Raw genomic sequence first — 22,233 nt, 5'->3', positions numbered from 1 at the left:
ATGACGAGCCTGCTGCTGAACCTGCGCCACGTACCCGACGACGAAGCCGACGAGGTGCGCGCGCTGCTGGCCGAGCGCCGCATCGAGTTCTACGAGACGCCGCCGAGCCGTTGGGGCGTATCCGCTGGCGCGATCTGGATCGCCGACGAGACGGCTGCGCCGGAGGCCGAGCGCGTGCTGGCCGACTACCAGGAGCGCCGCCGCGCGCAGGCGCAGGCCGAGTACGCCGCCGCGCAGCGCGACGGCACCGCCCCGACCTGGTGGACCACGCTGCGCGACGATCCGCTGCGCGTGCTGGTCGTGCTGCTCGCCGCGGCGCTGGCGCTGGGACTGATCGCGTTGCCGGTGGTGTTGATGTGGCGCTAGCGTCGGCAAAGGGAATGATTCGGCCTGGTCACGGATCGGTTGGGTCGTGAGGACAAAGTCTGCATGACCGCGAAGATCGAAATCAGCGTGTGGTTCTTCGGAGGTCGAAGGTGCCGTATTTTCGCGTTCTGATGCACGGCCAGGGCATTTCCTTCGCGCTGGAAAATGAGGAGCCCGCCATTGGGTTCTACGCGGCGAGAACGGTCCGCGCCCAATGCGCCGAAGATGCGTCACGCAAGGCAAAAGACGCCGTGGTGGGGCTCTGGGCGACGGCAGAGTACTCCGCGCGGAACAACGGCGGGACTCCGGTCATCAGCATCGACTCGGTGGAACGCATCGGTTTCTTTCAGATGCTGAGGACTCCTGACAAGGGACACGTCTTCTACACGCGGGAGTAGGTGTTTCGGCAGTCGGTTCTGGCGTCGCGCCAAAGGTCCGTAGAGCGTGCTCATTGCGTGCGGCGGCGATAGGTCAGCAGCCGCCCCCGAAACGGCACCACCTCGTCCTCCGCCATCGCCGCCCGCGTTTCCTCCACCGCATATCCCTGCGCGGCCAGCACCCGGTTCATCAGCGCGCTGTTTCCCCGTCCCGGATCGGCGATGACGATTTCCGCGTAGTCCTTCGCGTGACGCTCGAACACCGGCGCGAGCAGCGCGGCGTGGCGGCGCTCGTAGAGGATGTCGCTGCCGATGATCAGGTCGAAGCGCCCGAGATCGGGGGCCGGCTCGTTCCAGTCCAGGTTCCGGTACGGCACCGGCGGCAGGCCGTTCAGTGCCGCGTTGGCGGCGAGAAATTCCGGCGCGAGCGGGTGGTGGTCGGTCGCCAGCACGTCGGCGCCACGCTTCTTCAGCACCAGGCTGGCCAGGCCGAGGCCGCAGCCGAGTTCGAGGATGCGCTTGCCTTCCACCGGATGGTCGCTCATCGCGCGGGCGAGCAGGCAGCCGGCCGGCCAGACGTGGCCGAACAGGCTCCACTGCGCGGAAGAGATGCCGGCGCGTTCGGCGCGGCCGTCTGGGTCGTCGTACTGCTGCAGGTCGGCGAGGGCACGCACGTGCAGCTCGTGCTCGCCGAAGCGCAGCGTGACGAGGCGGGTTTCGTAACCGGTCATGCCGGCATCTTATGCGAACGGGGATTCCCGCCGCGGCGCGTGCAGAAAGCGGCATGACGGAAATCGACGCGTTTCGGCGTATCGAGTGCGCAATACGGTCCGGTGTCGCTGCGCTCGGCGGCGCTCGGTGCAGAGGTGCGCAGCGGTATGCTGCGAGGGCACGCCGGGAGGGGCGACATGTCGCAGGTGCCGCAGGCGGGGGAGATGCACGGCCTGTTCGCGCGCGCGCTGGCCGAGCCGGCAGAGCGGCGCGCGGCGCTGCTGAACCAGACATGCGCCGGTCGTCCCGATTTGCGCGAACGCATCGAGCGCCTGCTGCAGCTGGCCGAGGGCGCCAGCGGATTTCTCGACCGCGGCGCGATCCAGACGAGCGGCGCGGAAGTCGCGTATGAAAGTCCGTACGCGGCCGGCCGCACGATCGGCGCGTACCGCCTGCTGCATCCGCTCGGTCGCGGCGGCATGGCGGAAGTGTGGCTGGCCGAACGTCGCGAAGGCGGCTTTCAGCAGCAGGCCGCGCTGAAGCTGATCCCGCATGCGCGCGGTTCGATCGGCCAGCGCTTCTTCGGCGAGCGCGAGATTCTCGCCGGTCTAGTGCATCCGGGCGTCGCGCGGCTTTACGACGGCGGCGTGGAGGTGGACGGCACCGCCTACATGGTGATGGAGTACGTCGAGGGCGAACATCTGATCGCATACGCGAACGCGCATCGGTTGTCCCTGCCCGAGCGATTGAACTTGTTCCTGCAGATCTGCGATGCGGTGGCGTATGCGCATACTCGCCTGGTCGTGCATCGCGACCTGAAACCGTCGAACATCTTGGTTACGTCGGACGGTCAGGCCAAGCTGCTCGATTTCGGCATCGCCAAGCTGATCGACGCCGAATCATCCGGCGATGCCACCCGCACCCATTACCTGTCGCCGGCCTACGCCGCGCCGGAGCAACTGGTCAATGGCGCGATCAGCACCGCGACCGACGTGTACGCGCTCGGCGTGATCCTGTTCGAGCTGCTGACCGGCCGGCTGCCCTGGTCGGACGACGCGGCGCCGATGGCGGCCGCGGTGAAGCGGTTGCTGGATGCGCCGCTGCCGCCGCCGAGCAAGCTCGCGACAGTGCAGTCGCCGGTGGCGGCGCGCGCGCTGCGCGGGGATCTCGACGCGATCGCCGGCAAGGCCTTGCGGCGCGAAGCGAACGAGCGCTATCCGGATGCGCGTTCGCTGGCGGACGACGTTCGCCGGTATCTGGACCACCGGCCGGTACAGGCGCGCATCGGCGCGCGAATCTACGTGGCGCGGCGCTTCGTGCGCAGGAACTGGCTGCCGCTGGCGAGTGCGGCCCTGCTGTTCGTCGCGATGGCCGCGGCTACCGCTGCTGTTGCGTGGCAGGCGCAGAAGGCGCGCATGGAGGCGCAGCGAGCCGAACGTGAGGCGCGCACGGCGACTTCCGTGCAGGAATTCCTGCGCGAGGTTTTTCGCGCCAATTCGAGTGCGCAAAGCGATCCGGTGAGAGCGCGCCAGACCACCGCGCGCGAGCTGCTCGATCTCGGCGCGAAGAAGATCGACGCGGCGATGGCCGATGCGCCGGAAGCGAAGATCGGTGTTCTGCGACTGCTCGGCGATCTCTACAAAGACCTGGAAATGAAGGACGAGCAAGTCCGATTGCGCCGCCAGGCCGTGGATATCGCGCGGCATCGCTACGGCGAGGAAGCTCCCGAGCTCGCCGCGGCGTTGATCGATCTCGGCGACGCTGTCTACGGTTCAAAAGACGAGAAGGAGAGCGAGGCCATATTGGGCGAGGCCCGAGCGATCCTCGACCGCCGCCACGATGATCGCTCCACGCTGCGTGGCCGCTTGATGCTCAAGCAAGCGCAGCTTTATCGCCTCACCGACCGGCCGCTGTCTCTCGACTATTCGCAGCGTGCCGTGCGTCTGTTCGAGGCGCTACCGGTGTCGATGAACCTGGCGGAAGCACTGCAGCTGCAAGCCAGAGTGCAATCGATCAACGGCAACGCACAAGACGCCGTCGCATCGATGAGCCGCGCCGTCGGCGTTCTGCAGGCTCTGCCCGATGGGCGCCCCGGTCTGTCCGAGGCCTACGGCGGCCTTGCCACTTTCCAACTCGAAGTGCTCGACTACAACGGCGCGGAGCGCAATGCGCGATCGGCGTTGGGGTCGTCGCTGGCCGTCAATGGAGAGCAACACGTTCAGACCGTGCGACGGAAGACTGCGCTGGGAGCCATCCTGTTCCAGCTCGGCCGCACTCGCGAGAGCCTGCATCTGCTGACTCGGGCCAAACAACAGTTCCTCGCATTGCCGGGGGCCGAGAGCCCGACCGACGTCGCGTACGTGTTGGGAACCCGCGCCAGCTACTACCGACTGGCCGGTGACTTCGAGACCAGCATGGACGACATAGGCGTTGCGGTGGAGACGCTTCGCCGCGGAGCGAAGAACGTCACGTTGGGGGTGGCAGTCGCGGAAACCGCGGCGACCTGGATGGAGCTGGGTCGCTACGATGCGGCGCATGAGGCATTGAATGAAGCGGCGGCCATTCGCGAGGCCGCCGGTCAGAAGCCGGGCACGGCAGCATTCAATCCCGTCATCGAGAAGCGCGTGGATTTGGCCGTGCGGCAGAGGCGCTTCGACGAGGCGGCACGAATGCTCGGCAGCTATGTCGTTCCGGAGGGAACGGGAGAACGGTTGCCGAGATTCGCGCTCGTTCGCGAGATACTGACTGCCGAAATTGGGGCACGCTCGGGTAGCTTCGGTACTGCCGTCGAGCATGCGGCCAAGGTACGCGCGATGCTCCAGGCCAGCGGTCACCCCGAATTGTTCGGAAGAGTTTCTTCCCGGATCGATTTCTACGAGGGCATGGCCAGGCTCGACAAAGGTGATTCCGGTAACGCCTTGCCGTTGCTGCAAGCCGCCCTCGCTGCACGCGAGGAGTTGTCGTTGCCGACGAGCCCGTACCTCGCCGAGGTGCAGATCGTCGTGGCGGAATGTCAGCTTGCGCTCGGCCACGTGGCGCAGGCACGGGAACTCGCCGCCAGGGCACAGGCGATCCATGCGCAGCACAAGGAACTCGGCGAGCACTTTCGAGAACCCTTGCGTCGCCTGCTGCAGCGCCTTGCGGCTGCGGGGCATACCGCGAAAGCGGCGTAGCCACGAGGCGCGTTCAATGCCGCCGCCATTCTCGCGGGCGCGTTTCTCGACCGTTGCGCGTCGGCTCCGGATGTCCTTCCACCGATACCCGCGTTCGCGGCATGACGTCAGCGACGAGGGACAGGGCCTTCCTCAGGTAGCACCCAGCGCCTCGTACAACAGCGCCTTCGCCATCGTCCAGTCGCGCTGCACGGTGCGTTCGGCGATGCCGAGCGCGAGCGCGGTTTCCTTTTCCGAATAGCCGGCGAAGTAGCGGCACTCGACGACGCGCGCCAGTCGCGGCGAGGTCTGCTCGAGCGTATTGAGGGCTTCGTCGAGCGCGATCAGGCGTTCGTCGCTCGCGGCCAGGATGTCGACCGTTTCGATGTCGACGGCGGCCTGCCCGCCGCCGCGTTTTTCGCGCAGGCGCGCGCGCGCGTACGAGACCAGCGCCTGGCGCATCGCCAGCGCGGCCGTGTTGAGGAAATGCGCGTGGTCCTTGAACGCGCCTTGCCGCGCCAGCTTCAGGTAGGCCTCGTGCACCAGGGCGGTGGTGCCGAGCGTGGCGGCAGGGGAGGCGAGGCGCCCGCGCTCGCGGCGCGCGATGCGCTGCAGATCGGCATAGAACAGTTTGACCAGCAGCTCGACGGCCTGGTCGTTGGACGGCGGAAGGGCTCCCTGCATGGGCGGGATTGTGCAGCAAATCCGGGGGCGCGGCATGCCGCGCCGGCGGATGGCGGGTTTGCGCTCCGGACGGCGTGAATAGCCGTCGGCTGTCGCAGCCTGGAATCGGCATCGGCCGGTCCATTCAATGGATTGCACGGGAGGAACCAATGAACAGATCGATTCGCCGCGTCATATCGGGAGTGGTCCTGATGCTGGCTCTGGGCGGCTCCGCGGCGCAGGCCGCGAGCTTCACCTATCACGGCAGCCTCAACGACGGCGGCCAACCGGCCAGCGGCCGCTACGATTTGCGCCTGACGCCCTACGGCAGCGAAAAGGCCGCTGCGGCGTCGGCCGAGGCGGTCACGCTGTATGGCGTCGACGTCGAGGATGGCCGCTTCAGCACCGAGGTCGATTTCGGCGGCGTGGCCGTCGACGGCGGCTGGGTTGCTGTCGCCGTGCGCAGGGCCGGCGGCGGCGAATTCGCCGATCTGGCTGGGCGTTCGCAGATCAACGGTGGCGACGCATGCTGGTCGACCACAGGAAATGCCGGCACCGCAGGCTGGCCGAACATGTTGGGCACTACGGACAACAAACCGTTGGTTTTTGCGACCAATGGCGTGATCAACGGATCTTTTTCTCCCGTCAATGCCGAAGGCGGTGCTCTTTCCCTCGGCAAATCCTGGGCGGACGGTGCGCGTTCGGTGGCAATGGGCTGGTCGGAAGCGCACGCGCCGGACAGTTTCGCCGGAGGAGGCGGAGGGGACGGTGGCGGCGGCGGATTCGTTGCGGCGGGGCACGACCGGAGTTTCGTGTGGAAAGGCACGGCACACGGTGCCGCCTATCGTTCCACGACAGGGGCCGATCAGTTTCTGGTCTACGCAGATGGCGGGGTCATCCTGAATTCCAATCAATTGGCCAATGGAATCGACGATCTCGAGATCCATCCAAGGCAAGGTGTGGCGTCGGATGGACATGCCGACTTGGGCCTGTACAGCCTTTCCGGAAAGTGGGGCAGGCTTACCGTGAACGATATTTCGGGAAACATGGACATCTACTCGTCAGCGGGTGTCCACATCAACAATCCGGTGCAAATCGCCGACAGCCTGAAGGTCGACGGCAACGCCACCAAATCCACCGCCGGCGCCTGGCAGGCCAATTCCGACGGCCGCATCAAGCAGGACATCCAGCCGATCGACGGCGCGCTGGACACGCTGGCGAAGGTGCATCCGGTCAGCTTCCGCTACACCGACGCGTATCGCGCCGAGCATCCGCAAGTCGCCGACCAGCGCTACTACAACGTGATCGCGCAGCAGTTCGCCGAGGTGTTTCCGGACGCGGTGACGAAGTCTGGCGAATACCTGCCGGGCGCCGAGAAGACGGCGGACAACGAGATCCTGCAGGTCGACACCTATCCGGCGCAGATCGTGACCATCGCCGCGGTGCAGGAACTGGCGCAGAGGAACGCCATGCTCGAAGCGACCGTGCAGAGGCTGACGACGCGTCTGGCCAGGCTCGAAGCGGCGAAGGGGAAGTGAGATGAACGCGCCGATCTGCACGGAGCGGCCAGGAACGCCGTCATTCCCGCGAAAGCGCGAATCCATCTCGACTCCGGCCGACGGGAGGAAAGGCTTGAAGGATCCCGGCTTTCGCCGGGATGGCGAGCCGGTTTCCCGAAGTTTCCGTTTTCCACGTCGTCACGCCATCGGAACGATGGCGTCGCTGGCCCTGTTCGTCGGCACGGCCGCGCTGGCTGACGCGACTTCGCCGCGGTTCGATCTGCAGGCATCGATGCAGGCCGGGTCCGCCGGGCAGCTGGGCGGCGGCTTCGAGCTGCGCGCGCAGCTGACGCCGGCGCGAACGCGCGTGGAGGGTGGGGGCTACGCTATCGATGCCGTCGCGGCGCCGGCCGGCACCTGCGGTGGCGGCGACCTCATCTTCCAGGACGGCTTTGATCCGCGCGACGCGATTGCGCGTACTCGCGACTGGAAATGAAGCGTTAGGCGAGACGGGAACCGCCCCTCCCGGGCGATTCCCGCGGCCGCTCGTCCTTCGCCCCGGGGCGAGCGGTTTTCTTGTCCGGTGCGTGCAAGCCGCAGATTGCGGATCGGAGGTTTTCCATGATCACGTCAGATTCCACGAAATCATCGTCCGCGACGAATGCCGAGCATGTCGAAGCGGGTGCCGCGCGGGCGCCGCATGTCCGTCGTCCGGCCGCGGCTCGTCGTCGTGCGCTTGCCTGTGTGGCCGTTCTGGGCCTGGCGGCGACGTGTGCGTTCGCCGCGACCAGCGTGCCCGACGGCGGCGGCAGCCTGCAGAATTCTCCGCACGACGAACTCAGCCCGGCCTTCCGCGCCCGCATCGACACCGAACTGGCGCGCAACGTCGCCGAACTCGTGCAGGCCGGCCGGCTTTCCGCGACGCCGCCCTGGCTGACCCCGCAACAAGGCGGGCTGGCCTGGCCGCTGCGGCCGGCCAACGGCTACGCGGACTACGGCTACCACGGCATTTCCAACTTCGTCGATCTCAACGCCGGCGCAGGCCAGACTCTCGACTGGAACTGCGGCGCGCGCACCTACGACGGCCATGCCGGCATCGACATCTTCCTGACGCCGTTCCCGTGGCTGATGATGGACCAGGGCAGCGTCGACATCGTCGCCGCGGCTCCGGGCACGATCATCGGCAAGATCGACGGCAACGACGACCGCAGTTGCCCGAACCATTTTTCCGACGACTGGAACGCGGTCTACGTGCAGCACGCCGACGGCAGCGTCGCCTGGTACGGCCACATGAAGAAGTTCTCGCAGACCGGCCAGCCGGTCGGCGCGACCGTCGCCGCCGGCGACTACCTCGGCAAGGTCGGCAGCGCCGGCTTTTCCACTGGGCCGCATCTGCATTTCGAGCTGCACTCGAGCCTCGCGGGCTACGCGATCCAGGAGCCGTTCAGCGGCGCCTGCAACGCAGCGGCCTCGCTGTGGGCGGAGCAGCGGCCGTACTACGACTCGGCCATCGTCAAGCTCGCCACGCACGCTGCGCCGCCGGACTACCACGGCGACAACTGTCCCGATCCGGTCGACGAGACGCCGAACCTGTCGGACCAGTTCTATCCCGGCGACGCGCCGATCTTCGCCGCCTACTACCGCGACCAGCTCGCCGGGCAGGTCACGACGTTCCGCGTGCTGCGGCCCGACGGCAGCGTGTTCGACACCTGGTCGGGTTCGAGCGACGCGGCGCACTACGCGGCCTCGTACTGGTACTGGACGCGCAGCCCGCTGCCGGCCGCCGCACCGGAAGGCCTCTGGCGCTTCGTCGCGGAGTACGAGGGGCAGACCTACGAGCACGCGTTCGCCGTCGGCGACGTCGATGTCGACATGATCTTCGCGGACGGCTTCGATTGACGAGGCCTACGGCGGGATTCGCCCCGGTTCGGCGTAGGGATCGGCAGGAGGGCATCACGTGAGAGGAGGGCGAAACATGCGTGCTTCCATGCAATGCGCCGCGCTGGCGCTGCTGTCCGGTCTCGGTGCCGGCGTTCCGGCACAGGCGAACAACCGCTACGGCGGCGTCAACCTGTCCGGTGCGGAATTCGGTACCGCGCTGCCCGGCGAACTCGGTGTCGACTACCTCTGGCCGACGAATGCGGAGATCGACTACTTCCGCAGCCGCGGCATGAACCTCGTGCGCATCCCGTTCATGTGGGAACGGCTGCAGCCGGAGTCGTACGGCGAATTCGACGAGACCTATCTCGCCGCGCTCGACGGCCTCGTCGCGCACGCTTCCGCGGTCGGCGTTCGCGTGATCCTCAATCCGCAGAACTTCGCGCGCTACTACGACGACGTGATCGGATCGCCCGCCGTGCCGAACGAAGCGTTCGCGGATTTCTGGGCGCGCATGGCCGTGCACTACGCCGACAACGAGCAGGTCGTCTTCGGCCTGATGAACGAGCCGCACGACCTGCCCACCGAGCAATGGGTGGATGCCGCCAACGCCGCGATCGCGGGCATCCGCGCGACCGGTGCGGGACAGCTGATCCTGGTGCCCGGCAACGGCTGGACCGGCGCCTGGAGCTGGAGCGACAACTGGTACGGCACGCCGAACGCGACCGCGATGCTGTCGATCGCCGACACCGGTCCGCATGCGTTCGAAGTGCATCAGTATTTCGACGCCGGCCACGGCGGCGAAAGCGAGGTCTGCGAGCCGGGCACCGGTGCCGCGCAGCTGCAGGACATGAGCACATGGCTGCGAGCGAACGGCCTGCGCGGCTTCCTCGCCGAGACGGCCGGTGCCGACAACCCGGCCTGCGAGTCGGCGATCGAAAGCGCCCTGGCCCATCTGCAGGCGAACGCGGACGTCTGGCTGGGCTGGGCCTGGTGGTCGGCCGGGCCGTGGTGGGAGGACTACATGTTCTCGCTGGAGCCCACCGGGAACTTCACCGTCGACAAGCCGCAGATGCGCTGGCTGCTGCCGTACCTGCCGCCGTTGTTCGCGGACGGGTTCGAGGACTGAAACCGGGCGGCTTCGCGATTTAGCGGGAGCGCCGGCCGGTCGACGATTCGCCGCAGCGCGTCTGGACCTGCCGCGCAGCGGCGACTAGCATCGAGCGCTTTCCGAACGGAGGTCCGCCCTTGAAACGTCTGCTTGCAAGCTGCATCGCCCTTGCGCTGTCGTCGTCCGCGTTCGCCGAGAAGGCGCCGACGTTCGACGCCAAGCGCCTTTCCGAAGACGTCAAGACGCTGTCCTCCGACGCGTTCGAGGGCCGCGGTCCGGCCACGCCGGGCGAGACCAAGACGGTCGAATACGTCGTCGCGCAGATGAAGGCCGCCGGCCTGCAGCCGGGCGGCGACCTCAAGGACGGCAAGCGCGCGTGGACGCAGGCGGTGCCGCTGGCGCGCTCGCAGATCAGCGGCACGCCCAAGCTCGGTGTCAGCGTCGGCGGCAAGGCGCAGGCGCTGACGCAGGGCGAGCAGATCGCCGTGCGCGCGGCGATGGAAGGCTCCAAGAGCGTCTCGATCAAGGACGCGCCGCTGGTCTTCCTCGGCTACGGCGTCGACGCGCCGGAGCGCAAATGGGACGACTTCAAGGGCGTGGACCTGAAGGGCAAGATCGGCGTCGTGCTGATCAACGACCCGGACTTCGAGAGCGGCCAGGGCGACTTCGGCGGCAAGGCGATGACCTACTACGGCCGCTGGACCTACAAGTTCGAGGAAGGCGCGCGCAAGGGCGCCGCCGGCATCCTCATCGTGCACGAGACGGCGCCGGCCTCGTACGGCTGGAACACGGTCAAGAACTCCAACACCAACACGATGTTCGACGTCGTGCGCGACAACGGCGCCGCCGTCCATCCGAAGCTGGAAGGCTGGATCCAGCGCGATTTCGCCGCCGACCTGTTCAAGCGCGCGGGCCTGGATTTCGAGGCGCAGAAGAAGCTGGCGCAGACGCGCGACTTCAAGCCGGTCGAGCTGAAGGGCGCGGCCTTCTCGGCCGACTACGCCGTCGACCAGCAGGTCATCACCTCGCAGAACGTGGTCGGCCGCGTCGAGGGCACGCAGCGTCCGGACGAGACGGTGATCTACAGCGCGCACTGGGACCACCTGGGCGTCGGCGAGCCGGACAAGAAGGGCGACAAGATCTACAACGGCGCGGTCGACAACGCGACCGGCGTCGCCGCGCTGATCGAGATGGGCCGCGCCTTCGCCAACGGCCCCAAGCCGCAGCGCTCGGTGGTGTTCCTGGCCGTGACGGCGGAGGAGAAGGGCCTGCTCGGTTCGGAGTACTACGCGTCCAAGCCGCTTTATCCGCTCGGCAAGACCGTCGCCGACATCAACATGGACGCGCTCGATCCGGGCGAGCCGGCGCGCAACTTCACCACCTCCGGCAGCGCGAAATCCGACCTGCTCGACCTGCTGGTCGCCGACGGCAAGAGCCTGGGCCTGACCTACACGCCCGACTCGCATCCGGAAGCCGGCTACTTCTTCCGCTCCGACCACTTCCCGTTCGCCAAGCGCGGCGTGCCGGCGGTGTCGTTCGGTTCGGGTGACGACCTCGTCAAGGGCGGCACCGCCGCCGGCGAGGCCGCGGCGAAGGACTACACCGCCAATCGCTACCACCAGCAGGGCGACGAATGGCAGGCCGACTGGAGCTTCGCCGGCATGGCGCGCGATCTCGGCCTGCTCTACAAGCTCGGCAACGAACTGGCCAATTCCAAGCGCTGGCCGGACTGGTCCAAGGATTCGGAGTTCCGCGCCGCGCGCGACGCGACGGCGGCCGACCGCCGCTGATCCGGCGGTGAACCGATGAGCGAAACGGGCCGGGCATTCCCCGGCCCGTTTCGTTTCCGGCGTCAGTGTGAAGTTGCTGGCGTCGTGGCGCGCACCAGAGGCAGCTCGACGCGCTGCGTGCTGCCGGGTTCGACCGGCACGCGCGCGTCGGTGGCGAATTCCAGATGTCCGGCCGCGCTGCGCAAGGTCGCGCGCAGCGCGTAGCGGTGCGCCGCCTCGATCTTCGCCGCGTCGTAGGGCAGGGCGAAATCGTACGGCGGTCCGCGCAGTCCCTCGAAGGCGCGGCGAGCGACGGTCGTGCCCTGATCATCGATCAATTGCACCTCGAGGCTGGCGCCGTCGGCGAGCCGGATGCGTTCGAGGCAGGTCGCCTGGCCGCGGATCGCCGTTTCGGCAGCGGCCTGCGGCGACGACGGTTTCGGGCGCGGCGCCGACTGGCAGGCGGCCAGTCCGGCCAGAAGGAGAATCGACGTCAGCTGGCGCATGGGCGGATCCGGACGGAAAGAGGGCGGGTTTTTACACGTTGCGCGCGCCGCTTGCACGTGCGCAAGGTCGATGCGATTGCGCCTCGGCCATCGCGCGCCCGTCTGCGGCGAGGCGCAGACGGCTAGAATGGCTGGATGCGACTCAACAAACACATCGCCGAGACCGGCTACTGCTCGCGCCGCGAGGCGGACCGGCTGATCGCCGAAAAGCGCGTCAGCGTGAACGGCCGCGCCGCCGGCATCGGCACCACCGTGGCCGACGGCGACGAGGTTCTCGTCGACGGCCAGCCGCTGCTCGCGCGCCGCGCCGCCAGCGCCACGCGCAAGCACGTCTACATCGCGCTGAACAAGCCGGTCGGCATCACCTGCACGACCGAACGCGAGGTCGGCGGCAACATCGTCGATTTCGTCGACCACCAGCAGCGTATCTTCCCGGTCGGTCGTCTCGACAAGGATTCGGAAGGGCTGATCCTGCTGACCAGCAACGGCGACATCGTCAACGAGATCCTGCGCGCCGAGAACCGCCACGAGAAGGAATACCTCGTCGCGGTGAACCGGCCGGTCACGCCGGAATTCCTCACCGGCATGGCGCGCGGCGTGCGCCTGCACGGCCAGATGACCAAGCCGTGCCGCGCCACGCGCATCGCCAAGTTCGGCTTCCGCATCGTGCTGACGCAGGGGCTGAACCGCCAGATCCGCCTGATGGCCGCGGCGTTCGGCTACCGCGTGACGCAGCTGCGCCGCGTGCGCATCGTCAACGTCAAGCTCGGCGCGCTGAAGGTCGGTCAGTGGCGCAACCTGACCGACCTGGAGCTGCGCGGCCTGCTGCCCGAGCGCACCTCGTGGTAAGCGGGCGTGCCCATCCCGCCGATGACCAATGGCGCTGTCGCCGCGCCTGTGCGGCGGCTAGTGTGGGCACATGGCCGCCTGCTATGAAACCCGCCACGCCCGCGGCGACGCGCTGCCGACGCACCGGCACCGCGAGGCCTACGCCGCGCTGGTGCTCGACGGCAGCTACGAGGAGAACAGCGTCGACGGTCCGCTGCCGTCGCGGCCGGGCGTGCTGCTGCTGCATCCGCCGTATCACGCGCACGGCAACCGCTTCGAGCGCTCCGGCGCGCGCGTGATCAACCTCGTGCTGCCGGCGCTCGACGGCGTCGCGCAGGCGCAGGCGCGCTTGGTGCCGGACCTGCGCGAGGCGATCGCGATCTTCCGCCACGCTCCGCAGCGTTTCGCCCAATTGCGCGCGGCCAGCACGCCGTGCGAGCCGCCGCAGGTTCCGGCCTGGCAGCGCGCCTTCGTTGAGGCGCTCGGTGCCGGCGACCGGCCGATCGCCGATCTCGCGCGCGAATTCGGGGTTTCCGCCGCGCACGCCAGCCGCGCGCTGAGCCTTTCCCACGGCATGTCGCCGCAGGCGCTGCGGCGCGAGCTGCGCTGGCGGCGGGCGCTGGCCCTGCTCGCCACGCCGGCGCCGCTGGCCGACGTCGCGGCCGATGCCGGCTTCGCCGACCAGAGCCACCTCACGCGCGTGGTGCGCGCGCACGCGGGGCTGCCGCCGTCGGCGCTGCGGCGGCGCATCGGCGGGATCAAATGCGTTCAATACGCCGCCGCCGCGGCTGCGTTGCAATAGCCGCGACGCCGCAAGGCATGCCGGAAGAACGAACGATGCGACGCACCGCGCCCGTGCTCGGAATGGTGTTGGCCCTGCTGTGCCCGCTCGCCGCGGATGCCGCGGCGGCGACGAGCACGCCCGCCGCGCGGCAGGCGATCGACGCTTCGACCAGCGCCGCGTTGCAGGGCGACGCGCGACGCACGCTGGAGGCGGTCGGCTCGGTGCCGGCCGATCAGTACGCCGGCGTCGACGCCGACTATCGCGCCTGCCTGTTCGGCCGCTTCCAGCGCAGCGGTCCGCCGTACCTGGCCGGCGCGGTGGAGGAACCGTTCGCACGCGAGCTGCTGACGGTCTACCAGGACTACTGGTGGCAGGCGCTGTCGGCGCCGGCCTCGCGCGACGCGCTCGATGCCGCTTTGCTGCAGCGCCTGCGCGGCCTGATCGGCGCGCCGGCGGAGGAGGACTGGGACGCGATCGAGAACCGCCTCGTCGCGCGCCTGCGCGAACGCGGCTACCACGCCCAGCTCGGCCGCACGCCGCCGCTGCGCGAGCTGATGATCTGGCGCAAGCAGACTTCGCGGCTGTATCGCGTGACGCTGCCGGACAGCGAGTTCCAGGTCGACGTCGAGCTGCTCGACGATTTCGTCAGCCGCGGCTGGAGTTACTACGCGCGTTGCGGGCGCGGCTCCGCCGGCGGCTGGGCGGCCGACGACCGCATCTACGCGGTCGTGCCGTGGTTCGACGGCAAGCTGGACTCGGACCGGTTCCGCGCCAGCCTGCTCGGCCACGAAACCCAGCATTTCTCCGACCTCAAGCGCTTCCCGGCGCTCAAGCCGTGGGAACTGGAGTACCGCGCGAAGTTCACCGAGACGTGGATGGCGCGTTCGACCCTGGCCGAGCTGCTCGCGCGCTTCGCCGCCAGCCAGAGCGACGACGAGGACTCGCCGCACACCTATGCGAACAAGCGCGTGCTGGCGGCGCTGCGCGCGCAGCTGGAAGCGCGCGGCGTCCACGCGCAGCGGGCCGATCTGTCCGACGCGCCCGCCGACGCGGTGCGCGCGGCGGCGCACGACGTGCTGCTGGCCGACTCCAGGCGCCGGCTCGACGCCGCGCCGTGACGCGGAGCGCCGGCGCGCATCGGCGGCGAACCCGTCGACGGACCGGCTTGTCGCGACCGCGGCGACCCCGCATGCTTGCCGCTTTCGCCTGCGAGGACGCCTTCATGAAGCACCGTGGCCGGGTTTGCGCGCTGACCGTTCTCCTTGCCGGCGCGTCCGTGCCGGCCGCGGCGAAGGCGCCGGCGCCGGACGAGGCGGCCTTCCGCGCGCTGTACAAGGAACTCGTCGAGATCAACACGACGCTGTCGTCGGGCAGCTGCACGCAGGCCGCGGACGCGATGAAGAAGCGCCTGCTCGCCGCCGGCCTGCCGCCGCGCGACGTGCAGGTGCTGGTGCCGCCGCAGCGGCCGAAGGACGGCAACCTGATCGCCACCTACCGCGGCCGCGAGCCGGGCCTCGCACCGATCCTGCTGCTCGCGCACATCGACGTGGTGGAGGCGCGGCGCGAAGACTGGCAGCGCGATCCGTTCAAGCTCACCGAGGAAGACGGCTGGTTCTACGCGCGCGGCGCCAGCGACGACAAGGCGATGGCGGCGGCGTTCACCGACAGCCTGATCCGCTATCGCCGCGAAGGCTTCCAGCCGCGCCGCGACATCAAGCTCGCGCTGACCTGCGGCGAGGAGACGTCGGAGACCTTCAACGGCGTGTCGTGGCTGATCGAGCAGCATCCGGACGCGCTGAAGGCCGCGTTCGCGCTCAACGAAGGTGCCGGCGGCGAACTCGACGCGAACGGCAAGCCGATCGCGCTGCAGATCCAGGCCGGCGAGAAGATCTACCAGGATTTCAGTTTCGAGATCACCGATCCGGGCGGCCACAGTTCGCGTCCGAAGCCGAGCAATCCGATCTACCGCCTGTCCGCGGCGCTGGACAAGGTCGGCGCGTATCGCTTCCCGATCCAGCTCAACCCGGCCACGCGCGCCTACTTCAAGGCGCAGCTCGAACTCGCCTCCGGTGAGGCCGTCGAGGACATCAAGGCGGTGCTGCGCGATCCGCCGGACGAGGCGGCGGCCGAACGACTGTGGGCGCTCAATCCGGCCTGGAACAGCATGCTGCGCACGACCTGCGTGGCGACCATGGTCGAGGCCGGCCACGCGCCGAACGCGCTGCCGCAGCGCGCGCGCGCCAACGTCAACTGCCGCATCCTGCCCGGCGTGCCGGTGGAGACGGTGAAGAACACCCTGGCGCACGCGATCGGCGACGACGGCATCGCGATCGGCGGCGTCGAGGATCCGGGCTCGAAGGCGCACGTGCCGCCGCTGACGCCGCAGATCCTCGATCCGGTGCGCCAGGTCGCCGAGACCATCTGGCCCGGCGTCGCCGTCGTGCCGACGATGTCCACCGGCGCCACCGACGGCCGCTTCCTCAACGCCGCCGGCACGCCGACGTATGGCCTGTCCGGCATGTTCCACGACGCCGAAGGCAGCCGCGCGCACGGCCTCAACGAGCGCATCCGCGTGAAGTCGCTGATGGACGGCCGCCGCTTCCTGTACGAGATCGTCAAGCGCTACGCCGACGAGTCGAGTGCGTCTCCGTAGAAGTTCGATCTTGGGCGGTATGACGGTCTGCGATCCCGTCACGAATGCTGCCGGGTGGCTTGAACGACGATATCTAGGCGAAGAGATTCAGATCGGGAACGAGAAGGGCCGCACATGGCGGCCCTGAACTTGCGCCGGGATTGGAACCCGGAAAGTACTCGTCGAGGCTAGTTGGCCTCTTCTTCGGTGATGGGCGGATGGACGATCACGGTTCCACCGCCGCCCCCTCCACCGCCCCCTCCGCCACCGCCGCCTCCGACATAAACAGTGTGGTCATCGATCAGTTGCCACGGCCCCGGCGTCCAATTCGGCGCGCGTGGCGGGGTGCGGTGATACTGGGTGTCCCTGCGGTAGCCGTTACGCCACTGGCGATAAGTTACGTCGGTGACTTCATTCGGTGTCAGCGGATAACCCGGTGGTGGCTCGGCCATCTCGGGTGGATTGATAGGTGCGTTTACCTCGTCCCCTGGAATTGTCGACGCGATGTTCGCGGCAGCCTTCAGCTCGGACGGCTTCACCGTGAACTCGAGCTGCTTAACCGGAGTGGCGAAACTCTGGTTCGGAAGCACGGCAATCGAGAGCGCCAAGGCGCCCTGCTTTGCATGCACCTTTTCCGGGAAATTCTGCTCGTACGAAGCGAGGGCCTGCGTCAGCAGATCGCTTCCCTTTTTTGCCGAGAGCAGCGGCTCATCCTGCAAAGGGTAGTAGGTCAGCTTGACTCCCGCCTGATCCTGAGTCAGCTCGATGGTCTGGCTTACCTGGATGGTTGAATCCTGCGTCAACTGCGCCACTGCCGACCGTGACGGCATTGCGCCGCCCGCAACTAGAGCCAACAAACAAGCCGCTGCAAGTGGCGTTCCTTTGTATACCTTCATACGACTCCTCCATTCGTAGTATGTCCCCGGGGAGAACCCCGGGAGATGCCGAGAACTGCCGCCGAGTGCCCCTTCTATCTCGAGCGGGCGCTGTTGCGACAGTCCTCGACGCCTGTTTACGGACGAGCCGGCCCGTATGTCAAGGAGTTGTTTCAAACCGATGTATGGATATGCTCGAAAGTGATCGTCACCAGCCGGCGCAGAAGATCGGCCTCCTGTCTCTCGCCTTCACGTCGCTGCTGACCATGCATGGGATCGCAGCTTCGCCGGGAGCCCGACGCGATCTTTTCAAGGAAGGGAGCTCCGGGAAAACGAGGAGGGCGCTGCCGCGACGCTTTGTGGAAGCGCAAACGTCATTCGACGCAGGCTCTTGGGTGAGGACGCAACTTCTCGCGGAGCCATTCGGGACGTGGCGGGAGATGAAAACGACGGCGTTCTCCGCGCCTTGAGGCGTCTGCGAGAAATCTTCCCGCACAGACCGGGCGGCGCGCTCAGCGCGCCGCGAGCGCTTCGATTTCCTCGACCACCGCCGGCCATGCCGCGCTCAGCGGGTCGATGACGGCGTAGTGACCGCCGTCGCGCAGGATGCGCAGGCGCACCTGCGGATGCGCGCGGGCGTACGACTGCGCGACGGCGGGCGGGACGGTGGTGTCGTCGGCGCCTTGCAGGATCGTGGTGGCGATCGGCGGCGCGGGCGAGTGCAGCGGATCGAGGTCGGCGCGCGCGGCGCCGTCGCTGCCGAGGAATGCGCTCACCGCGCCATCACCCAGGTGCAGTTCCTGTGCGAGGCGCAGGTCGGCGACCGGCGCCAGCGCGAGCACGCCGCGCAGGCGCGGCGTCGGCGGACGCGACGCGGCGAGCAGCACGAGATGGCCGCCGGCCGAGTGGCCGATCGCGACGACGTCGCCGTCGTGGCCTTCGATCAGGGCGGGCAATGCGCTCAGCGCGGAGCGCACGTCGGCGACGGTCGCGTCGGGGTCGCCGGGAATCCGGCGGTATTCGAGCGAGGCGACGGTCCAGCCGGAGGCGGCGAGCGCCGCCGCCATCGGCGCGGTGTGGGCGCGGTCGTAGCGCGGCCGCCAGAAGCCGCCATGCACGATCGCCAGCAGCGGCCGCTGCGCGGCGCGCGCGCCGCCGTGGCGGACGTCGGCGACCTGGTCGGGAGCGCCGCCCCAGGCGACCACCGCGTCCGGCGGCGCGGCCGGACGTTCCAGCACGGATTCGTCTTCGGCCACGGCGTTCGCCGTTCGCGGATCGGCGCCGGTCGCGCTCACTCCGCCGGCAGCGCGGCGTTGTGGTAGACCTCCTGCACGTCGTCCAGCTCGTCGAGCCAGTCGAGCAGGTCGCGCAGGGTTTCCTCGGCTTCGCCGCTGACCGCGACGCGGTTCTCCGGACGCATCACCACGTCCGCGCTGGTCGGCTGCAGGCCGGCGTCGGTCAGCGCCTTCTTCACCGCCTCGAAGTTCTCCGGCGCGCACAGCACGGCGCTGCGGCCGTCGGCGCTCTGCACGTCGTCGGCGCCGGCGTCGAGGGCCACCTCGAGCAGCTTGTCCTCGGCGCCCGCGGCGGAAGTGTCGAACACCAGTTCGCCGATGCGCTGGAACTGGAACGCGACCGAACCGCTGGTGCCGAGGTTGCCGCCGTGCTTGGACAGCGCATGGCGCACGTCGGACACGGTGCGCACCGGGTTGTCGGTCATCGTGTCGATGATCAGGGCGACGCCGGAAGGGCCGTAGCCTTCGTAGCGGATTTCCTGCATGTCGTCGGCGCCGTCCGCGCCGGAGCCGCGCCGGACCGCGCGCTCGATCGTGTCCTTGGACATGTTCGACGACAGCGCCTTGTCGATCGCCACGCGCAGGCGCGCATTGCCGGCCGGGTCGGCGCCGCCGCGCGCGGCGATCGTGATCTCGCGGATCAGCTTGGTGAAGATCTTGCCGCGGCGCGCGTCCTCGGCGTTCTTGCGGTTCTCGATGCTCGGGCCTCTGCCCATGGGAAGGTACCTGGTGTGTGAAGGGTGCAGGCGCGGATCGCCGCCCGGCGTCCTGCCGCGCGATGCGACGGGCCGCCGGCACCGCGTCGGTGCGGGGGCGCAGAGAATACTTCGAGCGCGCGCCGGCGAGCCAGCCGGGCCGCCGGCCGTCGCAGGATCACGACGGCCGGCGGTGCAGGCTCAGAGCGAGCAGCCGGCCGGGGTCGGGCCGACGCGCGCGAGGTTCAGCGTGCCGCTGGACGGGAAGCCGCTGCCGCTGTCGAAGCGGTAGGTCAGGGTCGCGCTGCTGCAGCTGTGGAACACGATGTCGGCCTGGCCGGCGGCGGTGGTGGTGGTGTCGGCCGGCTGGTCGAACACGCCGCCGCTGGAGACGTAGATCGGCACGTCGTCCAGGCGCGTGCTGCCCGGCGTCATCGCCGTCTGCAGGGTGAACCAGCGCTGCGCGGACGGGCCGCTGCTGGTCTGGCCGGTGGTGGAGAACGTGTACCAGGCGGCGAAGAACACGTTCTGCGCCGGATTCACGTCGAGGATCAGTCCCTGGTTGGTGTGCGCCGGATCGGCCCAGGCGCCCGACAGCAGGTAGCTCGACGCCGCCGCACCGTTGTTGCCGCTGGGCGAGCAGGTGATCGGCGCGGTCAGGCGCGTCAGGCTCTGGCTGCCGCTGCGCGCGCTGCCGTCGCTGAACTGGTAGTCCAGTTCGGCGTTGGAGCAGTCGTCGAAGCGCAGCGTGACCTGGCCGACGCTCTGCGTGCTGGTCGCCTGCGACGAACCGAAGCGTCCGCCCTTGGTCAGGTAGATCGGCACCGTCGCCGAGGCCGAGGAGGAATCCACGTCGCCCTGGATGGTGTACCAGCGCACGCCGCCGGCGGCGGTCACGTCGAAGGTGAACCAGCCGCCGAACAGCACGCCGCGGCCGGGGCCGGCGAGGTCGGGGTAGATCTCCAGCAGCCAGCCCTGGCTGTCGGCCTGCGAGGAGATCCACGAACCGGTCAGGCCGTGCTGGTTGAGATTCACCGCCACCGGCGCGCTGCCCCACTGCGCGATCAGGCGGCTGGCGTCGAGCGAGCCGAGGCCGGTGGCGAGGTCGTAGCCCGGCCCCACGGCGTAGCCCTGCAGGCCGCCGGACAGTCCGCTCGGGCTGGGCAGGCTGTTGTTGCACAGGCTGGCGGTGCCGACCGAGCAGCCGGAGACGCCGCTGCTCTGCACGGTCACGTCGTGGAAGATGCCGTTGCCGGCGTTCGAGCCGAGCGCGTACAGGGTCGGGTTGAGGTTGCCCTGCGCCGCGCCGCGCCCCTGGTTCAGCATCGCCGCGATGCCGGCCATGCTCGGCGCCGAGGCCGAGGTGCCGCCCCAGATCAGGAAGCGGAAGCGGTTGTCGGCGCCCGGCACGCAAGAGCCCTGAGACGCCGCCATGCAGCCGAAGTAGCCGTTCTTCGACGAGGCGCCGAACGACACGTCCGGCACGTAGCGCCCGGCCGAGCCGGGCACGCCCGGCGCGTTCTGCCAGGCCGGCTTGGCGATGTAGGTGCTGACGCCGCCGCCGGTCGCGGCGACCTGCAGGTTGCCGTCGGCGTCGCGCGGCTCGTTCCACGCGCCTTCCGGGATGTAGCCCGAGGCCGACACGTAGCCCGGACCGTTGGTGCTGCTCCAGTGCTGGTCGGTGCCCAGGCCGAAGCTGGTGCCGCCCACGCAGGTGACGTGGCCGGACGCGCACAGGATGTTGGTGCTGCGGCTGAGGTCGGCGGCCGGGGCGGTGAAGTAGTCCGCGCAGTCGGCGGCGCCGGCGTCGCCGGAGGACACGAAGATCGACTGGCCCTGCATCGCGCCCTGCGCGAACAGCTGGTCGAGCGCGTTCGCGGTCGCCTGCGAATTGCCCGCCTCGCACGAGCCGAAGCTGATGCTGATGATCTTCGCCGGCAGCGGCTCGTGGTCGATCGCGTAGTCGATCACGTAGTTGATGCCGTCGACGTCGCCCTTGTGACCGCTGACGATCAGCTTGATGTCCGCGCCGGGCGCCACGCTGCCGGCGCGCGTCACGTCGAGCGTGGCCTCGCTCTGGTCCTTCACCGTTTCGCTGGGGTCATCGCAGCTGGGCGTGCCGGTGGTCGAGCAGGTCGTCGCGGCGGGGCCGGGGTCGACGCCGTCCGGCGGCACGATGACGGTGGGCGTCTTCATGGTGACGCCGGTGCGCAGGCCGAAGCTCTGGATGTCGGTGTCGTACACGCGCGCGCGGCCGAGGATCGCGATCGACTGGCCGCTGCCGTCGAGGTTGTCCGGCAGGTTGTAGATCTTGGAGAAATCGCCCGGCGCGACGTAGTGATCGCAGGCGCCGCCGTCGCACAGGCTCAGCGCCGGCTGCGCCGCATCGGCGGAGGCGTTGCGCGCGCCGATGCGGAACTGCGGCTCGAACTGCGCCGGGCTCAGGTCGAGCACCGCGTCGATGGTGCCGGCCAGCGCGGCCGGGACGCGCGGCTCGTCGGCCGGCGCCATGCGCTTGGCGGCGCCGGCGGTCTGGTAGTAGCGCAGCTGCGTGCCGAAGGCGGCACCGACCGCGGCGACGCTGCCGCTGAACTGCAGGCGCATGCGGCTGTTGGAGACGGAATCCACGCGCAGGCCCTGGCCGCGCAGCCACGCCGAGACGGCGTCGATGTCGGCCTGCGTGGCGCCGAAGCGCTCGCCGATCTCGCTCGGCGTGAGCCAGCGCTGGTAGTTGGGCGAGGCCGGGTCGCGCTGCTCGCGCAGGTAGGCATCGAAAGCCTGCTGGCGCTCCGGCGAGCGCTTCAGGCTCAGGCGCAGCTGGGTCAGTTCCAAGGTGGCCGGAACCGCGCCGCGGTCGTTGGCCGCGCTGGCCCAGCGCAGGCGGTGGCCGGGCAGGGTGGTGCGGCCCGCCTCGTCGACGCGCGGCGCCCCGGCCGTGGCCGCCGGCGCGCTGCCGGCGCCGCCGGCGCCGAGCAGTCCGCACAGCAGCAGGGCTGCCCCGGCGGGCAGGCGGGAAAGCGGGACATTCGTTCTCAGGGACATCGTCGTCTCCTCCGTGGACTGCGCCCGATGATCGAGGGCCGGGGCGATCG

19 protein-coding genes are annotated in these 22,233 nt (G+C 69.1%); 12 read left to right on the top strand and 7 right to left on the bottom strand.

Annotated features, from left to right (window positions below; all coding sequences use genetic code 11):
* On the top strand, positions 1-366 hold the full coding sequence (locus tag ACFO6Q_RS08725; protein ID WP_380020257.1) for a DUF6164 family protein: 366 nt from the start codon (positions 1-3) through the stop codon (positions 364-366).
* 110 nt (positions 367-476) lie between these two features.
* Complete coding sequence (locus tag ACFO6Q_RS08720) at positions 477-764, top strand: hypothetical protein (RefSeq protein WP_380020256.1); 288 nt, start codon at positions 477-479, stop codon at positions 762-764.
* A gap of 50 nt (positions 765-814) precedes the next feature.
* On the opposite strand, the gene ACFO6Q_RS08715 is transcribed toward ACFO6Q_RS08720, so the two are convergent.
* Positions 815-1,474: a class I SAM-dependent methyltransferase gene (locus ACFO6Q_RS08715; RefSeq protein ID WP_380020255.1), complete on the bottom strand. Its 660-nt coding sequence runs from the start codon at positions 1,472-1,474 to the stop codon at positions 815-817.
* A gap of 177 nt (positions 1,475-1,651) precedes the next feature.
* On the opposite strand from ACFO6Q_RS08715, the gene ACFO6Q_RS08710 reads away from it, so the two are divergent.
* Complete coding sequence (locus ACFO6Q_RS08710) at positions 1,652-4,627, top strand: serine/threonine-protein kinase (RefSeq protein WP_380020253.1); 2,976 nt, start codon at positions 1,652-1,654, stop codon at positions 4,625-4,627.
* A 132-nt stretch (positions 4,628-4,759) separates the two neighbouring features.
* Here the strand turns inward: ACFO6Q_RS08710 and ACFO6Q_RS08705 are convergent, their stop codons facing one another.
* Positions 4,760-5,290, bottom strand: a complete 531-nt coding sequence (locus ACFO6Q_RS08705) for an ECF-type sigma factor (protein ID WP_380020252.1) — start codon at positions 5,288-5,290, stop codon at positions 4,760-4,762.
* A gap of 149 nt (positions 5,291-5,439) precedes the next feature.
* Here ACFO6Q_RS08705 and ACFO6Q_RS08700 point away from each other — a divergent pair, with 149 nt between their 5' ends.
* From ACFO6Q_RS08700 to ACFO6Q_RS08680, 5 genes are all read left to right on the top strand, one after another.
* Complete coding sequence (locus ACFO6Q_RS08700) at positions 5,440-6,807, top strand: tail fiber domain-containing protein (protein WP_380020250.1); 1,368 nt, start codon at positions 5,440-5,442, stop codon at positions 6,805-6,807.
* Between the two features lies 1 nt (position 6,808).
* Positions 6,809-7,264 carry a hypothetical protein gene (locus ACFO6Q_RS08695; RefSeq protein WP_380020249.1) on the top strand — a complete coding sequence of 152 codons (456 nt, stop codon included), beginning with the start codon at positions 6,809-6,811 and terminating at the stop codon, positions 7,262-7,264.
* A gap of 248 nt (positions 7,265-7,512) precedes the next feature.
* A complete protein-coding gene (locus tag ACFO6Q_RS08690) occupies positions 7,513-8,667 on the top strand; it encodes a peptidoglycan DD-metalloendopeptidase family protein (RefSeq protein ID WP_380020248.1) in 1,155 nt (384 codons plus the stop codon).
* 76 nt (positions 8,668-8,743) lie between these two features.
* Complete coding sequence (locus ACFO6Q_RS08685) at positions 8,744-9,775, top strand: glycoside hydrolase family 5 protein (RefSeq protein WP_380020247.1); 1,032 nt, start codon at positions 8,744-8,746, stop codon at positions 9,773-9,775.
* Between the two features lie 119 nt (positions 9,776-9,894).
* Positions 9,895-11,547: a M28 family metallopeptidase gene (locus ACFO6Q_RS08680; protein ID WP_380020246.1), complete on the top strand. Its 1,653-nt coding sequence runs from the start codon at positions 9,895-9,897 to the stop codon at positions 11,545-11,547.
* 62 nt (positions 11,548-11,609) lie between these two features.
* On the opposite strand, the gene ACFO6Q_RS08675 is transcribed toward ACFO6Q_RS08680, so the two are convergent.
* Complete coding sequence (locus ACFO6Q_RS08675) at positions 11,610-12,032, bottom strand: YbaY family lipoprotein (RefSeq protein ID WP_380020245.1); 423 nt, start codon at positions 12,030-12,032, stop codon at positions 11,610-11,612.
* A gap of 135 nt (positions 12,033-12,167) precedes the next feature.
* Between ACFO6Q_RS08675 and ACFO6Q_RS08670 the strand changes: the two genes are divergently transcribed.
* From ACFO6Q_RS08670 to ACFO6Q_RS08655, 4 genes are all read left to right on the top strand, one after another.
* A complete protein-coding gene (locus ACFO6Q_RS08670) occupies positions 12,168-12,881 on the top strand; it encodes a pseudouridine synthase (protein WP_380020244.1) in 714 nt (237 codons plus the stop codon).
* 70 nt (positions 12,882-12,951) lie between these two features.
* Complete coding sequence (locus ACFO6Q_RS08665; RefSeq protein ID WP_380020243.1) at positions 12,952-13,662, top strand: AraC family transcriptional regulator; 711 nt, start codon at positions 12,952-12,954, stop codon at positions 13,660-13,662.
* 35 nt (positions 13,663-13,697) lie between these two features.
* On the top strand, positions 13,698-14,762 hold the full coding sequence (locus ACFO6Q_RS08660) for a hypothetical protein (protein ID WP_380020242.1): 1,065 nt from the start codon (positions 13,698-13,700) through the stop codon (positions 14,760-14,762).
* Positions 14,763-14,833: 71 nt separating this feature from the next.
* On the top strand, positions 14,834-16,297 hold the full coding sequence (locus ACFO6Q_RS08655; RefSeq protein ID WP_380020240.1) for a M20/M25/M40 family metallo-hydrolase: 1,464 nt from the start codon (positions 14,834-14,836) through the stop codon (positions 16,295-16,297).
* A 167-nt stretch (positions 16,298-16,464) separates the two neighbouring features.
* Here the strand turns inward: ACFO6Q_RS08655 and ACFO6Q_RS08650 are convergent, their stop codons facing one another.
* The 4 genes from ACFO6Q_RS08650 to ACFO6Q_RS08635 all read right to left on the bottom strand — a co-directional run bounded on the left by ACFO6Q_RS08650 (position 16,465) and on the right by ACFO6Q_RS08635 (position 22,183).
* On the bottom strand, positions 16,465-17,172 hold the full coding sequence (locus tag ACFO6Q_RS08650; protein WP_380020239.1) for a hypothetical protein: 708 nt from the start codon (positions 17,170-17,172) through the stop codon (positions 16,465-16,467).
* Between the two features lie 491 nt (positions 17,173-17,663).
* Positions 17,664-18,407, bottom strand: coding sequence for an alpha/beta hydrolase (locus ACFO6Q_RS08645; RefSeq protein ID WP_380020238.1), 744 nt, complete (start codon positions 18,405-18,407; stop codon positions 17,664-17,666).
* Positions 18,408-18,442: 35 nt separating this feature from the next.
* Positions 18,443-19,162, bottom strand: a complete 720-nt coding sequence (locus tag ACFO6Q_RS08640) for a YebC/PmpR family DNA-binding transcriptional regulator (RefSeq protein ID WP_380020237.1) — start codon at positions 19,160-19,162, stop codon at positions 18,443-18,445.
* 180 nt (positions 19,163-19,342) lie between these two features.
* Positions 19,343-22,183: a S53 family peptidase gene (locus ACFO6Q_RS08635; RefSeq protein WP_380020236.1), complete on the bottom strand. Its 2,841-nt coding sequence runs from the start codon at positions 22,181-22,183 to the stop codon at positions 19,343-19,345.
* Between the last annotated feature and the right edge of the window lie 50 nt (positions 22,184-22,233).

The sequence above is a fragment of the Dokdonella ginsengisoli genome, assembly GCF_042652785.1.
Lineage (GTDB): Bacteria > Pseudomonadota > Gammaproteobacteria > Xanthomonadales > Rhodanobacteraceae > Dokdonella_A > Dokdonella_A ginsengisoli.
The sequence above is the reverse complement of the archived record's forward strand: the minus strand, read 5'-3'. Positions and strand labels throughout refer to the sequence as shown.